Annotated in this window: 16 protein-coding genes; 9 read left to right on the top strand and 7 right to left on the bottom strand. The window is 66.4% G+C overall.

The window, feature by feature from the left end; all coding sequences use genetic code 11:
- Positions 1 to 37: 37 nt before the first annotated feature.
- Together pilH and pilG are read right to left on the bottom strand one after the other, a co-directional pair.
- Positions 38 to 403 (bottom strand): twitching motility response regulator PilH, encoded by a 366-nt coding sequence (pilH, locus tag ABKS89_RS02175; RefSeq protein WP_024766237.1) that lies wholly within the window; start codon positions 401 to 403, stop codon positions 38 to 40.
- 46 nt (positions 404 to 449) lie between these two features.
- Positions 450 to 857, bottom strand: a complete 408-nt coding sequence (gene pilG / locus ABKS89_RS02170; protein ID WP_015475142.1) for a twitching motility response regulator PilG — start codon at positions 855 to 857, stop codon at positions 450 to 452.
- Between the two features lie 281 nt (positions 858 to 1,138).
- On the opposite strand from pilG, the gene gshB reads away from it, so the two are divergent.
- The 7 genes from gshB to ABKS89_RS02135 all read left to right on the top strand — a co-directional run bounded on the left by gshB (position 1,139) and on the right by ABKS89_RS02135 (position 7,116).
- On the top strand, positions 1,139 to 2,101 hold the full coding sequence (gene gshB / locus ABKS89_RS02165; protein ID WP_348589200.1) for a glutathione synthase: 963 nt from the start codon (positions 1,139 to 1,141) through the stop codon (positions 2,099 to 2,101).
- A gap of 56 nt (positions 2,102 to 2,157) precedes the next feature.
- Positions 2,158 to 3,051: an energy transducer TonB gene (locus tag ABKS89_RS02160; RefSeq protein ID WP_138213111.1), complete on the top strand. Its 894-nt coding sequence runs from the start codon at positions 2,158 to 2,160 to the stop codon at positions 3,049 to 3,051.
- Between the two features lie 74 nt (positions 3,052 to 3,125).
- Positions 3,126 to 3,695 carry a YqgE/AlgH family protein gene (locus tag ABKS89_RS02155; RefSeq protein ID WP_138213112.1) on the top strand — a complete coding sequence of 190 codons (570 nt, stop codon included), beginning with the start codon at positions 3,126 to 3,128 and terminating at the stop codon, positions 3,693 to 3,695.
- On the top strand, positions 3,692 to 4,129 hold the full coding sequence (gene ruvX / locus ABKS89_RS02150; protein WP_138213113.1) for a Holliday junction resolvase RuvX: 438 nt from the start codon (positions 3,692 to 3,694) through the stop codon (positions 4,127 to 4,129). Before ABKS89_RS02155 ends, ruvX begins: the two co-directional genes overlap by 4 nt.
- Before the next feature lie 156 nt (positions 4,130 to 4,285).
- Complete coding sequence (pyrR, locus tag ABKS89_RS02145) at positions 4,286 to 4,798, top strand: bifunctional pyr operon transcriptional regulator/uracil phosphoribosyltransferase PyrR (protein WP_081519598.1); 513 nt, start codon at positions 4,286 to 4,288, stop codon at positions 4,796 to 4,798.
- A gap of 45 nt (positions 4,799 to 4,843) precedes the next feature.
- Positions 4,844 to 5,848 (top strand): aspartate carbamoyltransferase catalytic subunit, encoded by a 1,005-nt coding sequence (locus ABKS89_RS02140; protein WP_138213114.1) that lies wholly within the window; start codon positions 4,844 to 4,846, stop codon positions 5,846 to 5,848.
- Positions 5,845 to 7,116: a dihydroorotase gene (locus tag ABKS89_RS02135; protein WP_348589201.1), complete on the top strand. Its 1,272-nt coding sequence runs from the start codon at positions 5,845 to 5,847 to the stop codon at positions 7,114 to 7,116. Before ABKS89_RS02140 ends, ABKS89_RS02135 begins: the two co-directional genes overlap by 4 nt.
- A gap of 198 nt (positions 7,117 to 7,314) precedes the next feature.
- Here ABKS89_RS02135 and ABKS89_RS02130 read toward each other — a convergent pair whose 3' ends face one another.
- The 5 genes from ABKS89_RS02130 to pilT form a co-directional block, all read right to left on the bottom strand.
- On the bottom strand, positions 7,315 to 8,484 hold the full coding sequence (locus ABKS89_RS02130; RefSeq protein WP_348589202.1) for a trans-sulfuration enzyme family protein: 1,170 nt from the start codon (positions 8,482 to 8,484) through the stop codon (positions 7,315 to 7,317).
- Complete coding sequence (locus ABKS89_RS02125; protein WP_138213117.1) at positions 8,481 to 9,854, bottom strand: pyridoxal-phosphate dependent enzyme; 1,374 nt, start codon at positions 9,852 to 9,854, stop codon at positions 8,481 to 8,483. Before ABKS89_RS02125 ends, ABKS89_RS02130 begins: the two co-directional genes overlap by 4 nt.
- A gap of 213 nt (positions 9,855 to 10,067) precedes the next feature.
- Positions 10,068 to 10,472 (bottom strand): NINE protein, encoded by a 405-nt coding sequence (locus ABKS89_RS02120; RefSeq protein WP_348589203.1) that lies wholly within the window; start codon positions 10,470 to 10,472, stop codon positions 10,068 to 10,070.
- Between the two features lie 77 nt (positions 10,473 to 10,549).
- A complete protein-coding gene (pilU, locus tag ABKS89_RS02115) occupies positions 10,550 to 11,695 on the bottom strand; it encodes a type IV pilus ATPase PilU (RefSeq protein WP_081519592.1) in 1,146 nt (381 codons plus the stop codon).
- Between the two features lie 103 nt (positions 11,696 to 11,798).
- Entirely contained in the window at positions 11,799 to 12,833 is a 1,035-nt protein-coding gene (pilT, locus tag ABKS89_RS02110; protein ID WP_017520118.1) for a type IV pilus twitching motility protein PilT, read from the bottom strand.
- Between the two features lie 73 nt (positions 12,834 to 12,906).
- Here pilT and ABKS89_RS02105 point away from each other — a divergent pair, with 73 nt between their 5' ends.
- Together ABKS89_RS02105 and proC are read left to right on the top strand one after the other, a co-directional pair.
- Positions 12,907 to 13,596, top strand: a complete 690-nt coding sequence (locus tag ABKS89_RS02105) for a YggS family pyridoxal phosphate-dependent enzyme (protein ID WP_138213118.1) — start codon at positions 12,907 to 12,909, stop codon at positions 13,594 to 13,596.
- 17 nt (positions 13,597 to 13,613) lie between these two features.
- Positions 13,614 to 14,447, top strand: a complete 834-nt coding sequence (proC, locus tag ABKS89_RS02100) for a pyrroline-5-carboxylate reductase (protein WP_348589204.1) — start codon at positions 13,614 to 13,616, stop codon at positions 14,445 to 14,447.
- Positions 14,448 to 14,620: the final 173 nt, after the last annotated feature.

Below are 14,620 nucleotides of genomic sequence, written 5' to 3'. Positions count from 1 at the left end.
TCTAATAATTATGTTCAGGTGTTCTGGTACGGCTGTATCAGCCGGCCAGCACCGAATTGATGGTCTTGAGCAGTGTTTCTTCGTCCACCGGCTTGGTCAGGTAGTCGCGAGCGCCCTGGCGCTTGCCCCAGACCTTGTCGGTCTCCTGATCCTTGGTGGTGACGATGATCACCGGAATCGCGCTGGTTTCCGGGTCCTTGGACAGCTGACGGGTCGCCTGGAAGCCGTTCAGGCCGGGCATGACGATGTCCATCAGGACGACGTCGGGCTTTTCCTGGCGAGCCAGGGCCACGCCATCGGCGCCATTTTCGGCCTTGAGTACCTGGTGCGAGTGCTTTTCCAGCATCGCGGTCAGCTTGTACATCTCGGTCGGCGAGTCATCAACAATCAGAATTCGAGCCATTGTGGTCCCCATACGGAATAGGCGTCACCGGCGCTCGCGCCGGACTTCAGGAAGCGTGCTCCACCGGGGTGAAGTCGGGCACATGGGTCTTGATGGCGCCGAGCAGTTCTTCCTTGCTGAAGGGCTTGGTGAGGTACTGATCGGAACCAACGATGCGACCCTTGGCCTTGTCGAACAGGCCGTCCTTGGAGGACAGCATGATCACCGGCGTGGATTTGAATGCACTGTTGTTCTTGATCAGGGCGCAGGTCTGATAGCCATCCAGGCGCGGCATCATGATGTCGACGAAGATGATGCTCGGATGGGTATCGGCGATCTTGGCCAGCGCGTCGAAGCCGTCGATGGCTGTGATGACATCGCAGCCGACTTTCTTCAGCAGGGTTTCAGCCGTGCGACGAATCGTCTTGGAATCGTCGATCACCATTACTTTCAAACCGTCGGAATGCTGTTCCATGTTCGCCCTTACCATCTCGGTGAGTCGTTTTTTCCGCTTTTTATTTCAGTGCGCTAGCGCCCTGCCACCGTCGGGCTGCGACCCAATCGTGGGAACCTTTTACCACAATCGTCAGAATCTTTACCACGCCCAGCAAATTCAGGCCATAAGACCCCGAACGCGCAGGCTTTTTCCTTGACCGAGCGCACATCCAGCGCCACCCTGAGCGTCCATTTTCAGCCTTTGCGGCGCGGCCCGGAGTCGCAGCCCCAAGCCGACGAATTCCCCCAGGAGGACATCCCATGAGCGTACGCCTCGGGATCGTGATGGACCCCATCGCGCAGATCAGTTTCAAGAAGGACAGCTCGCTGGCCATGTTGCTGGCCGCCCAGGCCCGTGGCTGGCAGCTCTTCTATATGGAACAGCAGGATCTTTACCAGAAAGAGAACGTCGCCCGCGGTCGCATGCGCCCGCTCAAGGTGTTCTACGATCCGGGCCACTGGTTCGAACTGGAAGACGAAGTCGACCAGCCGCTGTCGGACCTGGACGTGATCCTGATGCGCAAGGACCCGCCCTTCGACAACGAGTTCGTCTACTCCACCTACCTGCTGGAACAGGCCGAAACCGCCGGTACGCTCATCGTCAACAAGCCGCAGAGCCTGCGTGACTGCAACGAGAAGTACTTTGCCACCCTCTTCCCGCAGTGCGCGCCGCCGACAGTGGTGAGCCGCCGGTCCGACATTCTCCGCGAATTCGCCGCGGAGCATCGTGACATCATTCTCAAACCCCTGGATGGCATGGGCGGATCGATGATCTTCCGCCACCGCGAAGGCGACCCGAACCTCTCGGTGATCCTCGAGACCCTGACCCGCCACGGCCAGGAGCAGGTCATGGCGCAGCGCTACCTGCCGGCCATCAAGGATGGCGACAAGCGCATCCTGATGATCGACGGCGAGCCGGTGGAATACTGCCTGGCGCGCATTCCCGCCCAGGGCGAGACCCGTGGCAACCTCGCCGCCGGCGGCCGTGGCGTGGCCCAGCCGCTGACCGAACGCGACCGCTGGATCGCCGCCCAGGTCGGCCCGGAGCTGCGCAAGCGCGGCCTGCTGTTCGTCGGCCTGGACGTGATCGGCGAGAACCTCACCGAGATCAACGTCACCAGCCCGACCTGCATCCGCGAGATCGATGCGGCCTACGACACGCGCATCGGTGAGAGACTGATGGCAGTCATCGACGAAAAGCTCAAGGCGCGCAGTGCGTCATAGACTTTTATAAGCCTCGTCGGCAGACTTCCGCCCCACCCTGGCCCGTGCGATCCGCAATGAACGCTGCAACCCACCAAGACTTCCCCGTGTCCTCCGGCGTACGCCCGGCGGACCGTCTGGGTTTCACCCTGTTCATTGCGGCCATCCTGCACGTGGCCGTGCTGCTGGGCGTGGGCTTCACCATGCCCTCGCCCAGCCAGCTGAGCAAAACCCTGGAAATCACCCTGGCCAGCTTCAAGAGCGACAAAGCGCCCGAGAAGGCCGACTACCTCGCCCAGATGAACCAGCAGGGCAGCGGCACCCTGGAACACAAGGCGATCCCCAAGACCACCGAGCAGGCGCCGTTCCAGGACACCGAAGTCAAGAAAGTCTCCCCGCCGGCCACCCCGCGCCAGGCCAAGAGCCCGGAAGCGCCCAAGGCCGCCGTCGCCACCCGCACCCCGCGCCCGGACAAGGTGCAGACCAAACAGCAGACGCCCAAGGCCGAGACCGTCGCCAAGCCGGCGCCGCAGTTCGACTCCAGCCAGCTGTCGGCGGAAATCTCCAGCCTCGAGGCCGACCTCGCCCGCGAGCAGCAGGCCTATGCCAAGCGCCCGCGCATCCACCGCCTGAGCGCCGCCTCGACCATGCGCGACAAGGGCGCCTGGTACAAGGAGGAATGGCGCAAGAAGATCGAGCGCATCGGCAACCTCAACTACCCGGACGAGGCCCGCCGCCAGCGCATCTACGGCAACCTGCGGCTGCTGGTGTCGATCAACCGCGACGGCTCCCTGTATGAAGTGCAGGTCCTGGAATCCTCCGGCCAGCCCCTGCTCGACCAGGCCGCCCAGCGCATCGTGCGCCTGGCCGCACCCTTCGCGCCCTTCTCCGGCGACCTGAACGACATCGACCGCCTGGAAATTATCCGCACCTGGCGCTTCGAGCGCGGCGACCGCCTGTCCAGCAACTGAGCCAGCGCGCCCGAAGCGTCTGCTGACGCTTTCAAGTCTTGTCCCTTTGGCCCACAGGCCTGAAACTAGCCGGCATGAAAAGCACAGCCGCCAGCTATCTCAAGCACCACTTCCTGATCGCCATGCCGCACATGGCGGACTCCAATTTCGCCCAGACGGTGACCTACCTCGTGGAACACAACGAGCAGGGCGCCATGGGCCTGATCATCAATCGCCCCAGCGGCCTGAGCCTCGCCGACGTACTCGAACAGCTGCGTCCGGACGAACTGCCGCCGGTGCGCTGCCAGGGTGTGACCATCTATAACGGCGGCCCGGTGCAGACCGACCGCGGCTTCGTCCTGCACCCCGCCGGGCGTAGCTACCAGGCCACCCTGGAGCTGGGCGAGCTGTCGCTGTCCACCTCCCAGGACGTGCTGTTCGCCATCGCCGACGGCAGCGGCCCCGCGCAACACCTGATCACCCTCGGCTATGCAGGCTGGGAAGCCGGCCAGCTGGAAGCCGAACTCGCCGACAACGCCTGGCTGACCTGCCCCGCCGACCCGGCCGTGCTCTTCGAGGTCCCGGCCGAACAGCGCCTGTCCGCGGCTGCCGAGCGCCTGGGGATCAACCTCAGCCTGCTCACCGCCCAGGCCGGGCACGCCTGATGACCAGCAAACCCCTGCGCCTGCTCCTGGGTTTCGACTACGGCACCAAGCAGATTGGCGTCGCCGTTGGCCAGGCTATCACCGGCCAGGCCCGCGAACTGTGCGTGCTCAAGGCACAGAACGGCGTGCCGGACTGGAACCGCGTCGAAGCCCTGATCAAGGAATGGCAGCCCGACGCCATCGTCGTCGGCCTGCCGCTGAACATGGACGGCACCCCCAGCGACATGAGCGAGCGCGCCGAGAAATTCGCCCGCCGCCTGCACGGCCGCTACAACCTGCCGGTACACACCCACGACGAACGCCTGACCACCTACGCCGCCAAGGGCGAGCGCCTGGCCCAGGGCCAGCGCGATGGTTACCGCGAACGCCCGGTGGACGCCCTGGCCGCCGCCCTGCTGCTGGAGGGCTGGCTGGCCGACAACGCCCCCGCCTGATGCCTGGCCACTGCCTGCCGTGGCCGCAGCGTCCTTGACCTGAGGCAGCGCCAGTGCAGCGAAAGCCACTAAGCTTGCCGGACCACTCCTCGCGGAAGCGGTCCGCCCCGATGGCCGCCCGCGCCGGGTGGCCTCGCCAACCGAACCGGAGACGTCATGACCCTGCCCAGCCCCGCCGAACTCATCCCCCGCATGGCTACTGACCTGCGCAACTACCTGGCGCAGCGCGGGATCGACTCGCCGCGCTTCGTCGGCATCCACACCGGTGGCATCTGGGTCGCCCAGGAACTGCTCAAGGCACTGGGCAGCGACGAGATCCTCGGCATCCTCGACGTGTCCTTCTACCGCGACGATTTCAGCCGCAGCGGCCTGCACCCGCAGGTCCGTCCGTCGGAACTGCCCTTCGAGATCGACGGCCAGCACCTGGTCCTGGTGGACGACGTGCTGATGAGCGGCCGGACCATCCGCGCCGCGCTCAACGAGCTGTTCGACTACGGTCGCCCGGCCAGCGTGACCCTGGTCAGCCTGGTGGACCTGAACAAGCGCGAACTGCCCATTCGCCCGGATATCGTCGGCGAAACCCTGTCCCTGGCACCCAACGAGCGGGTAAAATTGCGCGGTCCCGCACCACTCGTCCTCGAGCGCACGCTTCTCAGCACCGCGCTGTAACTCCGCGCGCCCGGACCTCCACCCCCAACTTTCAGGGCCTGCCACATGCCGACCGACGCCAAGCGCCCGCTGCAGCTCAACGACCTGGGCCAGCTGCGCCACTTCCTCTCGCTCGACGGGTTGTCCCGCGAACTGCTGACTGAAATCCTCGATACCGCCGACTCCTTCCTCGAAGTCGGCGCCCGCGCGGTGAAGAAAGTCCCGCTGCTGCGCGGCAAGACCGTGTGCAACGTGTTCTTCGAAAACTCCACGCGCACCCGTACTACCTTTGAACTGGCCGCCCAGCGCCTGTCCGCCGACGTCATCTCGCTGAACGTGTCGACCTCCTCGACCAGCAAGGGCGAGACGCTCACCGACACCCTGCGCAACCTCGAGGCCATGGCCGCCGACATGTTCGTCGTGCGTCACAGCGACTCGGGCGCCGCGCACTTCATCGCCGAGCACGTCAGCCCCAACGTCGCCGTCATCAACGGCGGCGACGGCCGCCACGGCCACCCGACCCAGGGCATGCTCGACATGCTCACCATCCGCCGCCACAAGGGCAGCTTCGAGAACCTCTCGGTGGCCATCGTCGGCGACATCCTGCACTCGCGGGTGGCGCGTTCCGACATGCTGGCGCTGAAGACCCTCGGCTGCCCGGACATCCGCGTCATCGCCCCGCGCACCCTGCTGCCGGTCGGCCTGGAAGACCAGTACGGGGTGAAGGTGTTCACCGACGCCAACGAAGGCCTGAAGGACGTCGACGTGGTGATCATGCTGCGCCTGCAGCGCGAGCGCATGGCCGGCGGCCTGCTGCCCAGCGAAGGCGAGTTCTTCAAGCTCTACGGCCTGACCCAGAAGCGCCTGCAACTGGCCAAGCCCGACGCCATCGTCATGCACCCCGGCCCGATCAACCGCGGCGTGGAGATCGATTCTGCCGTGGCCGACGGTGAACAGTCGGTGATCCTCAACCAGGTCACCTACGGCATCGCCATCCGCATGGCCGTGCTGTCCATGGCCATGAGCGGCCAGAACGCCCAACGCCAGCTGGAACAGGAGGACGCGCAATGACCGTCAGTATTCGTGGCGCCCACCTGATCGACCCGGCCAGCGGTCTGGACAAGGTCTGCGACCTGCACATCGAGGCCGGCCGCATCGTCGCCATCGGCGACGCCCCCGAAGGCTTCCGCGCTGCCCAGGAAATCGACGCCGCCGGCCTCGTCGCCGCACCCGGCCTGGTGGACCTGAGCGTCGCCCTGCGCGAGCCGGGCTACAGCCGCAAGGGCAGCATCGAAAGCGAAACCCGCGCCGCCGCCGCCGGTGGCGTCACCAGCCTGTGCTTCCCGCCGCAGACCAAGCCGGTGCTGGACACCTCCGCCGTCGCCGAGCTGATCCTCGACCGCGCCCGCGAAGCCGGCAACGCCAAGGTCTTCCCCATCGGCGCGCTGACCAAGGGCCTGGCCGGCGAGCAACTGTCCGAGCTGGTCGCCCTGCGCGACGCCGGCTGCGTGGCCTTCACCAACGGCCTGGCGCCGATGGCGAGCAACCGCGTGCTGCTGCGTTCGCTTGAATACGCGGCGACCTTCGACCTGACCGTGGTGTTCACCTCCCAGGACGCCGAACTGGCGGCCGACGGCATCGCCCACGAAGGCCCGACCGCCAGCTTCCGCGGCCTGGCCGGCATCCCGGAAACCGCCGAGACCGTGGCCCTGGCCCGCAACCTGCTGCTGGTCGAGCAGTCCGGCGTGCGCGCACACTTCAGCCAGCTGACCAGCGCCCGTGGCGTCGAGATGATCGCCCAGGCCCAGGCCCGTGGCCTGCCGGTCACCGCCGACGTGGCGCTGTACCAGCTGATCCTCACCGACGAGGCGCTGGCGGACTTCTCCAGCCTGTACCACGTGCAGCCGCCGCTGCGCTCGCGCAAGGACCGCGACGCCCTGCGCGAAGCGGTGAAGAGCGGCGTGATCCAGGCCATCGCCAGCCACCACCAGCCCCACGAGGCGGACGCCAAGAACGCCCCGTTCGCCGCGACCGACCCGGGTATCAGCAGCGTCGAACTGCTGCTGCCGCTGGCCATGACCCTGATACAGGACGGCCTGCTCGACCTGCCGACCCTGCTCGCCCGCCTCTCCAGCGGCCCGGCTGCCGCCCTGCGCCTGCCGGCCGGCAAGCTGGCCATCGGCGCGGCAGCGGATGTGGTGCTGTTCGAGTCCGACGGCCAGACCCTGGCGGGCGAGACCTGGCACTCCCGTGGCCAGAACTGCCCGTTCCTCGGCCACTGCCTGCCGGGCGTGGTGCGCTGCACCCTGGTGGACGGGCACATAGTCCACGCGGTGTAACGCTGCGCCGCTCCACGAAAAAGCCCGCCAATCGGCGGGCTTTTTCTTTTCCTGTGGCTCCACAGCGAACATCAGCACCAACCGGCGAGCGTAGGAGCTTCAACGTAGGATGGGTGGAGCGGAGCGATACCCATGCTGTCGGTGCCGCGGTTGATGGGTATCGCTTCGCTCCACGCCATCCTACAAGTGCGCCACGTTTCAGATCATCGCCAGGGCCTTGGCGAGGTCAGCGCGCAGGTCTTCCACGTCTTCCACGCCCACCGACAGGCGAATCAGCGAATCGCCGATCCCCAGCGCCGCGCGGTTCTCCGGCGGGATGCTGGCGTGGGTCATGATCGCAGGGTGCTCGATCAGGCTTTCCACGCCGCCCAGGCTTTCCGCGAGGGCGAACAGCTGGACGTTCTCCAGGAAGCGCCGCGAGCCGGCGAGGTCAGTGTCCAGGTCCAGCGAGATCATCCCGCCGAAGCCCTTCATCTGCGTGCGCGCCAGTTCGTGCTGCGGGTGCGAGGCCAAGCCGGGGTAGTAGACGCGCTTCACCTGCGGTTGCTGTTCCAGCCATTTCGCCAGCTCCAGTGCATTGGCGCAGTGGCGCTCCATGCGCAGGGCCAGGGTCTTCACCCCGCGCAGGGTAAGGAAGGCGTCGAACGGGCCGGCGATGGCGCCCACCGAGTTCTGCAGGAAGCCCAGGCGTTCGGCGAGGTCGGGGTTGTCGCCGACGATGGCGATACCGCCGATGACGTCGGAGTGGCCATTGAGGTACTTGGTGGTGGAGTGCACGACGATGTCGAAGCCCAGGTCCAGCGGGCGCTGCACGTAGGGGCTGGCGAAGGTGTTGTCGGCCACGCAGAGGATGCCGCGCTCGCGGCAGGTGCGGGCGATGGCGGCCAGGTCGGTCAGGCGCAGCAGCGGGTTGCTCGGGGTTTCCACCCAGACCATGCGCGTCTTGTCGGTCAACGCCGCTTCCAGGGCGCCGGGCTGGGCCAGGTCGGCGAAGTGGAAGTCGTGCCCGGCGCTGCGCCGGCGCACCCGCTCGAACAGGCGGAAGGTGCCACCGTAGAGGTCATTGCCGGAGACGATGTGCGAGCCGGCGTCGAGCAGCTCCAGCACCGCCGAGATCGCCGCCAGCCCCGAGGCGAAGGCGAACGCCTTGCTGCCGCCTTCCAGGTCCGCCACACAGCGCTCCAGCGCCCAGCGCGTGGGGTTGTGCGAGCGGCCGTAGTCGAGGCCCTTGTGCACGCCGGGGCTGTCCTGGCGATAGGTGGAGTTGGCGTAGATCGGCGGCATGATCGCCCCGGTGGACGGGTCCGGCTCCTGCCCGGCGTGGATCACGCGGGTGGCGAAACCGAGGCGGTCGTCGTGCTGACTCATGGGAGGGTCCTCCGCAAATGGTTGAGCAGGTCGAATCTTGTGATCAGGCCGTGGAAGCCCGAGGCGTCGGCAATGATGGCCACCAGACCGCGCCCGAGCACCGCTTCCAGTTCGCCGAGGCTGGCGCCGGGGGCCAGGGTTTCCGGGGCGTCGCTCATGGCGCTGGAGACTTCGCAGCGGTAGTGCGCCGGGTCGTCATGCACGCCCATGAGGATGTCGGACTCGTCGATCACGCCGACCAGGCGTTTGCCGTCGAGCACGGGGAGCTGGGAGATGTCCGCCAGGCGCATGCGCTGGAAGGCGGTGAGCAGGGTGTCGCCGGGGCCGACGCTGACCACGCGTCCCTCCTCGAAGCGCCGCGCGATGATGTCGCGCAGGTCGCCGTAGCGCTTGCGCTGCAGCAGGCCCTGGTCGGTCATCCACTGGTCGTTGTAGATCTTCGACAGGTAGCGCGTGCCGGTGTCGCAGACCAGGCTGACCACGCGCTTGGGTTCCTTCTGCTCGCGGCAGAAGCGCAGCGCGGCGGCCAGCAGCGTGCCGGTGGACGAACCGGCGGCGATGCCTTCGTTGCGCAGCAGCTCGCGGGCGGTAGCGAAGCTTTCCTCGTCGCTGATCGAGTAGGCATGGCGCACGCTGGAGAGGTCGGCAATCGACGGTACGAAGTCTTCGCCGATGCCTTCTACCGCCCAGGAGCCGGGTGTGCCGATGGCGCCGGAGCGCGAGTACTCGGCCATGATCGAGCCAACCGGGTCGGCGAGGACCATTTCCAGCTCGGGCTGGACCTTCTGGAAGAAGCGCGTGAGGCCGGTCAGCGTGCCGGCGGAGCCGACGCCGACCACCACGGCGTCCAGGTCGTGGCCGGTCTGCGCCCAGATTTCCGGGCCGGTGCCGGTCTCATGGGCCAGTGGGTTGGCGGGGTTGTTGAACTGGTCGGCGAAGAAGGCGTCGGGCAGGTCTTTCGCCAGCCGCGCCGCGACGTCCTGGTAATACTCGGGGTGGCCCTTGCCGACGTCGGAACGGGTGATGTGCACCTCGGCGCCCATGGCGCGCAGGTGCAGGACCTTCTCGGTGGACATCTTGTCCGGCACCACCAGCACTACCCGGTAGCCCTTGGCGCGGCCCACCAGCGCCAGGCCCAGGCCGGTGTTGCCGGCGGTGGCTTCGACGATCACGCCGCCGGGCTTGAGCCGGCCGTCGCGCTCGGCGGCCTCGATCATGGCGACGCCGATGCGGTCCTTGATGGAGCCGCCGGGGTTCTGCGATTCGAGCTTGAGGAAGAGGGTGCAGGGTCCGGTATCGAAGCGCGTCACGCGGACCATGGGGGTATTGCCGATCAGGTCGAGTACGGCAGGGCGGGATTCGTTGCTCATGGCAGCCACTCCTTCTGCGGCGCCACGGGGATCGCCCGGCGGCGCCTGCTACTGTCCTCCTGACCTTAGGCGGGAGGCACAGGTCGCGCCAGGCGGCGCGACGAAAGACGGCGGTCAGGAATGGCGTTCACCTGCAGGAGCGGCCCGTTTTCCATAAAGGCACTGAAGGCGCGATCGCGCCCATGGGGCGCTCCTACAGGGAACGGTGCGGCGTCAGATACGCTGCGGCCCGTTGCGCTCGGATATCTGGCTGTTCAGCGTCCAGAAGTCATACAGTACGCCGATGAAGAACAGCCCGCCGGTGAACAGGTAGAGGATGCCGGTGAGCCACTTGCCCATGTACATGCGGTGCACGCCGAACACGCCGAGGAAGGTCAGCAGGATCCAGGCGACGTTGTAGTCCACGCCGCCGGAACGGAAGCGCTGGTCCGCCGCGTCATCCATGGAGGGAATGAGGAACAGGTCGATGATCCAGCCGATGAAGAACAGGCCGAGGGTGAAGAACCAGATCGTGCCGGTGATCGGCCGGCCGTAGTAGAAACGATGCGAACCGGTGAAGCCGAAGATCCAAAGCAGGTAGCCGATGACCTTGCTGTGGGTATCAGGGTTGGCGGACATGCCTTTCTCCCGTTGCGTTACAAGGCATCCAGCATAAACGAAAAGCCCGCACGGGGCGGGCTTCTCAAGGAGCAGGATCAGCGGAAACGGCGGTTGGGATCGTCTTCGCTCATCTCCAGGGTCAGGCCCTGGGTCATGGTGGTCAGGTGGTCGGCGTCGGTCTCCGAACCCAGCTTGATCATCAGGCGCAGGTCGTTCGCCGAGTCGGCGTAGGCCAGCGCATCTTCGTAGGTGATCTCGCCCTGGGTGTAGAGCTGGTACAGCGCCTGGTCGAAGGTCTGCATGCCCTGCTCGGTGGAGCGCTTCATCAGCGGCTTGAGCTCGTGGACCTCGCCCTTGCGGATCAGGTCGGCGGCCAGCGGGGTGTTCAGCAGCACCTCGATCACCGCGCGGCGGCCCTTGCCGTCCGGGGTGGGCACCAGTTGCTGGGCGACGATGGCCTTGAGGTTCAGCGAGAGGTCCATCCACACCTGGCCATGCCGGTCGGCCGGGAAGAAGTGAATGATCCGCTCCAGCGCCTGGTTGGCGTTGTTGGCGTGCAGGGTCGCCAGGCACAGGTGGCCGGTTTCGGCGAAGGCCACGGCGTGGTCCATGGTCTCGCGCGAGCGCACCTCGCCGATCATGATCACGTCCGGCGCCTGGCGCAGGGTGTTCTTCAGGGCCACCTCGAAGGTATCGGTATCCAGACCCACCTCACGCTGGGTGACGATGCAGCCCTGGTGCTGGTGGATGTACTCGATGGGGTCTTCGATGGAGATGATGTGGCCGGTGGAGTTCTTGTTGCGGTAGCCGATCATCGCCGCCAGCGAGGTGGACTTACCGGTGCCGGTGGCACCGACGAAGATCACCAGGCCGCGCTTGGTCATCGCCAGCTTCTTGAGGATTTCCGGCAGCTTCAGGTCATCGATGGTCGGGATGTTGGTCTCGATGCGACGCAGCACCATGCCCACCAGGTTGCGCTGGTAGAAGGCGCTGACACGGAAGCGACCGACGCCACGGGCGCTGATGGCGAAGTTGCACTCGTGGTTCTCGGCGAAGTCGCGGCGCTGCTGCTCGTTCATCACCGACAGCACAGTCTCGCGGGTCTGCTCCGGCGACAGCGCAGTCTTGGTGACCGGCAGCACCTTGCCGTTGACCTTCATCGAAGGCGGCACGCCCGCCGTGATGAACAGGTCGGAGGCTCCCTTTTCCACCATCAGGCGCAACAGCTTCTCGAATTCCATGATCTTTCTCGCCGAGTTCACGCTGACTACGACAGGGCTGTCGGATCACGAAGCGGGTGCGTGTGGCGCGCTCCGTGCGCCGGGCCGCAAGGGCCCGGTGGGATTAGAAGTTTTCCGGGATCTTGGCTTTTTCTTTCGCCGCGTCGCGAGTCACCAGGCCCTTGGCGACCAGGCCCTTGAGGCACATGTCGAGGGTCTGCATGCCGATCGCACCGCCGGTCTGGATGGCGGAGTACATCTGCGCGACCTTGTCCTCGCGGATCAGGTTACGGATCGCCGGGGTACCGATCATGATCTCGTGGGCCGCGACCCGACCGCCGCCGATCTTCTTCAGCAGGGTCTGTGAAATCACCGCCTGCAGGGATTCGGAGAGCATGGAGCGGACCATGGATTTCTCCTCGGCGGGGAACACGTCGACGATACGGTCGATGGTCTTGGCCGCAGAGGTGGTGTGCAGGGTGCCGAAGACCAGGTGACCGGTTTCCGCGGCGGTCAGCGCCAGGCGGATGGTCTCCAGGTCGCGCATCTCGCCCACCAGGATGATGTCCGGGTCTTCACGCAGGGCCGAGCGCAGGGCCTCGTTGAAGCCCAGGGTGTCGCGGTGCACTTCGCGCTGGTTGACCAGGCACTTCTTCGACTCGTGGACGAATTCGATCGGGTCTTCGACGGTGAGGATGTGGCTGTACTTGGTGTTGTTCAGGTAGTCGAGCATCGCCGCCAGCGAGGTGGACTTGCCCGAACCGGTCGGGCCGGTCACCAGGACCAGGCCGCGCGGCACGTCGGAGACGCGCTTGAACACTTCGCCCATCCCCAGGTCTTCCATGGTCAGTACCTTGGAGGGAATGGTCCGGAACACGGCGCCGGCGCCGCGGTTCTGGTTGAAGGCGTTGACCCGGAAGCGGGCGACGCCCGGCACTTCGAAGGAGAAGTCGGTTTCCAGGAACTCTTCGTAATCCTTGCGCTGCTTGTCGTTCATGATGTCGTAGATCAGCGCGTGAACCTGCTTGTGCTCCAGCGGCGGCAGGTTGATGCGGCGAACATCGCCGTCGACGCGGATCATCGGCGGCAGGCCGGCCGAGAGGTGCAGGTCCGAAGCGCCCTGCTTGGCGCTGAAGGCGAGCAGCTCGGTAATATCCATGGGACTCCCCAATCAAGAGCAAGCAGGTAGAATGCCGCAGAACACGCAGCAGCCGGGCGGAAAAGCGACGGTAATGTCCACGATAGCAGAGAATATTGCAAAGGTTCGCGTACGAATCCGTGAGGCGGAACAAGCGAAAAATCGCACGCCTGACTCGGTGCAGTTGCTTGCCGTGAGCAAGACCAAACCCGCCGCCGCGATCCGCGAAGCGTTTGCCTGCGGCCTGGCCGATTTTGGCGAGAACTACCTGCAGGAAGCGCTGCTCAAGCAGACCGAACTGGCCGACCTGCCGCTGACCTGGCATTTCATCGGCCCCATCCAGTCGAACAAGACCCGGCCCATCGCCGAGCACTTCGACTGGGTGCACTCGGTGGACCGCCTGAAGGTCGCCCAGCGCCTCTCCGAGCAGCGCCCGGCGAACCTGCCGCCGCTGAACGTGCTGCTGCAGGTAAATGTCAGCGGCGAGGACAGCAAGTCCGGCTGCTCGCCTGCCGAGCTGCCCGCCCTCGCCCAGGCGGTTGCGCAACTGCCTCATCTGAAACTGCGCGGCCTGATGGCCATCCCCGAACCCACCGAGGACGTTGCCGCGCAGCACGCCGCGTTCGCTCGCCTGCGCGAGTTGATGCAAGCCCTGAATCTCGGCCTGGACACCCTGTCCATGGGCATGAGCCACGACCTCGAAGCCGCCATCGGCGAAGGCGCCACCTGGGTGCGGATCGGTACCGCCCTGTTCGGCGCCCGCGACTACGGCGCCTCCCACTGAATAAAGGAAGAGACTCCATGAGCAGCACCCGCATTGCCTTCATCGGCGCCGGCAACATGGCCGCCAGTCTCATCGGTGGCCTGCGCGCCAAGGGCGTCGCCGCGAGCGACATCCGCGCCAGCGATCCGGGCGCCGAGCAGCGCGCGAAGATTGCCGCCGAGCACGGCATCGAAGTGGTCGGCGACAACGCCAGCGCCGTAGCCGGTGCCGATGTGGTGGTCCTGGCGGTCAAGCCGCAGGTCATGAAGGACGTCTGCCTGGCCCTGGCGCCGGCGCTGACCGAGAACGCTCTGATCGTCTCCATCGCCGCCGGCATCCCCTGCGCCAGCCTCGAGCGCTGGCTCGGCGAGGTGAACGGCAAGCCGCGCGCCATCGTCCGCTGCATGCCCAACACCCCGGCGCTGGTCGGCCTGGGCGCCAGCGGCCTGTACCCCAACGCCAGCGTCAGCGCCGCCCAGCGCGAGCAGGCGCAGCAACTGCTGAGCGCCGTGGGCATCGCCCTGTGGCTCGACGAGGAGCGCCAGATCGACGCGGTCACCGCCGTCTCCGGCAGCGGCCCGGCCTACTTCTTCCTGCTGATGGAAGCCATGACCGCCGCCGGCGAGAAGCTCGGCCTGTCCCGCGAAGTCGCCGGCCAGCTGGCCCGGCAGACCGCCCTGGGCGCCGCGCAGATGGCCACCACCAGCGATGTCGACCCGGCCGAACTGCGCCGCCGCGTGACCTCGCCCAAGGGCACCACTGAAGCCGCCATCACCACCTTCCAGGCCAACGGCTTCGAGGCACTGGTGGAGAAGGCAGTCGGCGCCGCCGACCATCGCTCCGCCGAGCTGGCCGAACAACTGGGCCGCTGATTGCGATGACGCACGCCGCCCGGCGACCAGGGAAGGTCGCACTGCCCCTCGCTGTCTGTTTCCTGCTGGCCAGCGCCACCGCCCTGCCCCGCCGTGCAACGGCCGCGACCTGATGGCCAGGCGGGGTTGAAATTGCACGTGACGAAACACACTTACACGCGACCGGCGACGAT

Origin of the sequence: Pseudomonas sp. LABIM340 (genome assembly GCF_040017195.2) — a bacterium.
Classification (GTDB): Bacteria; Pseudomonadota; Gammaproteobacteria; order Pseudomonadales; family Pseudomonadaceae; genus Pseudomonas.
This window is presented reverse-complemented; position numbering and strand designations above follow the sequence as displayed.

What these genes read in the sequence shown, in the direction of transcription:
- gshB (WP_348589200.1), top strand. Translation starts at nt 1,139, where the DNA reads ATGAGCGTACGCCTCGGGATCGTGATGGACCCCATCGCGCAGATCAGT.
- ABKS89_RS02105 (WP_138213118.1), top strand. Translation starts at nt 12,907, where the DNA reads ATGTCCACGATAGCAGAGAATATTGCAAAGGTTCGCGTACGAATCCGT.
- ABKS89_RS02135 (WP_348589201.1), top strand. Translation starts at nt 5,845, where the DNA reads ATGACCGTCAGTATTCGTGGCGCCCACCTGATCGACCCGGCCAGCGGT.
- ABKS89_RS02125 (WP_138213117.1), bottom strand. Translation starts at nt 9,854, where the DNA reads ATGAGCAACGAATCCCGCCCTGCCGTACTCGACCTGATCGGCAATACC.
- pilU (WP_081519592.1), bottom strand. Translation starts at nt 11,695, where the DNA reads ATGGAATTCGAGAAGCTGTTGCGCCTGATGGTGGAAAAGGGAGCCTCC.
- pyrR (WP_081519598.1), top strand. Translation starts at nt 4,286, where the DNA reads ATGACCCTGCCCAGCCCCGCCGAACTCATCCCCCGCATGGCTACTGAC.
- ABKS89_RS02130 (WP_348589202.1), bottom strand. Translation starts at nt 8,484, where the DNA reads ATGAGTCAGCACGACGACCGCCTCGGTTTCGCCACCCGCGTGATCCAC.
- ABKS89_RS02140 (WP_138213114.1), top strand. Translation starts at nt 4,844, where the DNA reads ATGCCGACCGACGCCAAGCGCCCGCTGCAGCTCAACGACCTGGGCCAG.
- ABKS89_RS02155 (WP_138213112.1), top strand. Translation starts at nt 3,126, where the DNA reads ATGAAAAGCACAGCCGCCAGCTATCTCAAGCACCACTTCCTGATCGCC.
- ABKS89_RS02120 (WP_348589203.1), bottom strand. Translation starts at nt 10,472, where the DNA reads ATGTCCGCCAACCCTGATACCCACAGCAAGGTCATCGGCTACCTGCTT.
- pilG (WP_015475142.1), bottom strand. Translation starts at nt 857, where the DNA reads ATGGAACAGCATTCCGACGGTTTGAAAGTAATGGTGATCGACGATTCC.
- pilT (WP_017520118.1), bottom strand. Translation starts at nt 12,833, where the DNA reads ATGGATATTACCGAGCTGCTCGCCTTCAGCGCCAAGCAGGGCGCTTCG.
- ABKS89_RS02160 (WP_138213111.1), top strand. Translation starts at nt 2,158, where the DNA reads ATGAACGCTGCAACCCACCAAGACTTCCCCGTGTCCTCCGGCGTACGC.
- proC (WP_348589204.1), top strand. Translation starts at nt 13,614, where the DNA reads ATGAGCAGCACCCGCATTGCCTTCATCGGCGCCGGCAACATGGCCGCC.
- pilH (WP_024766237.1), bottom strand. Translation starts at nt 403, where the DNA reads ATGGCTCGAATTCTGATTGTTGATGACTCGCCGACCGAGATGTACAAG.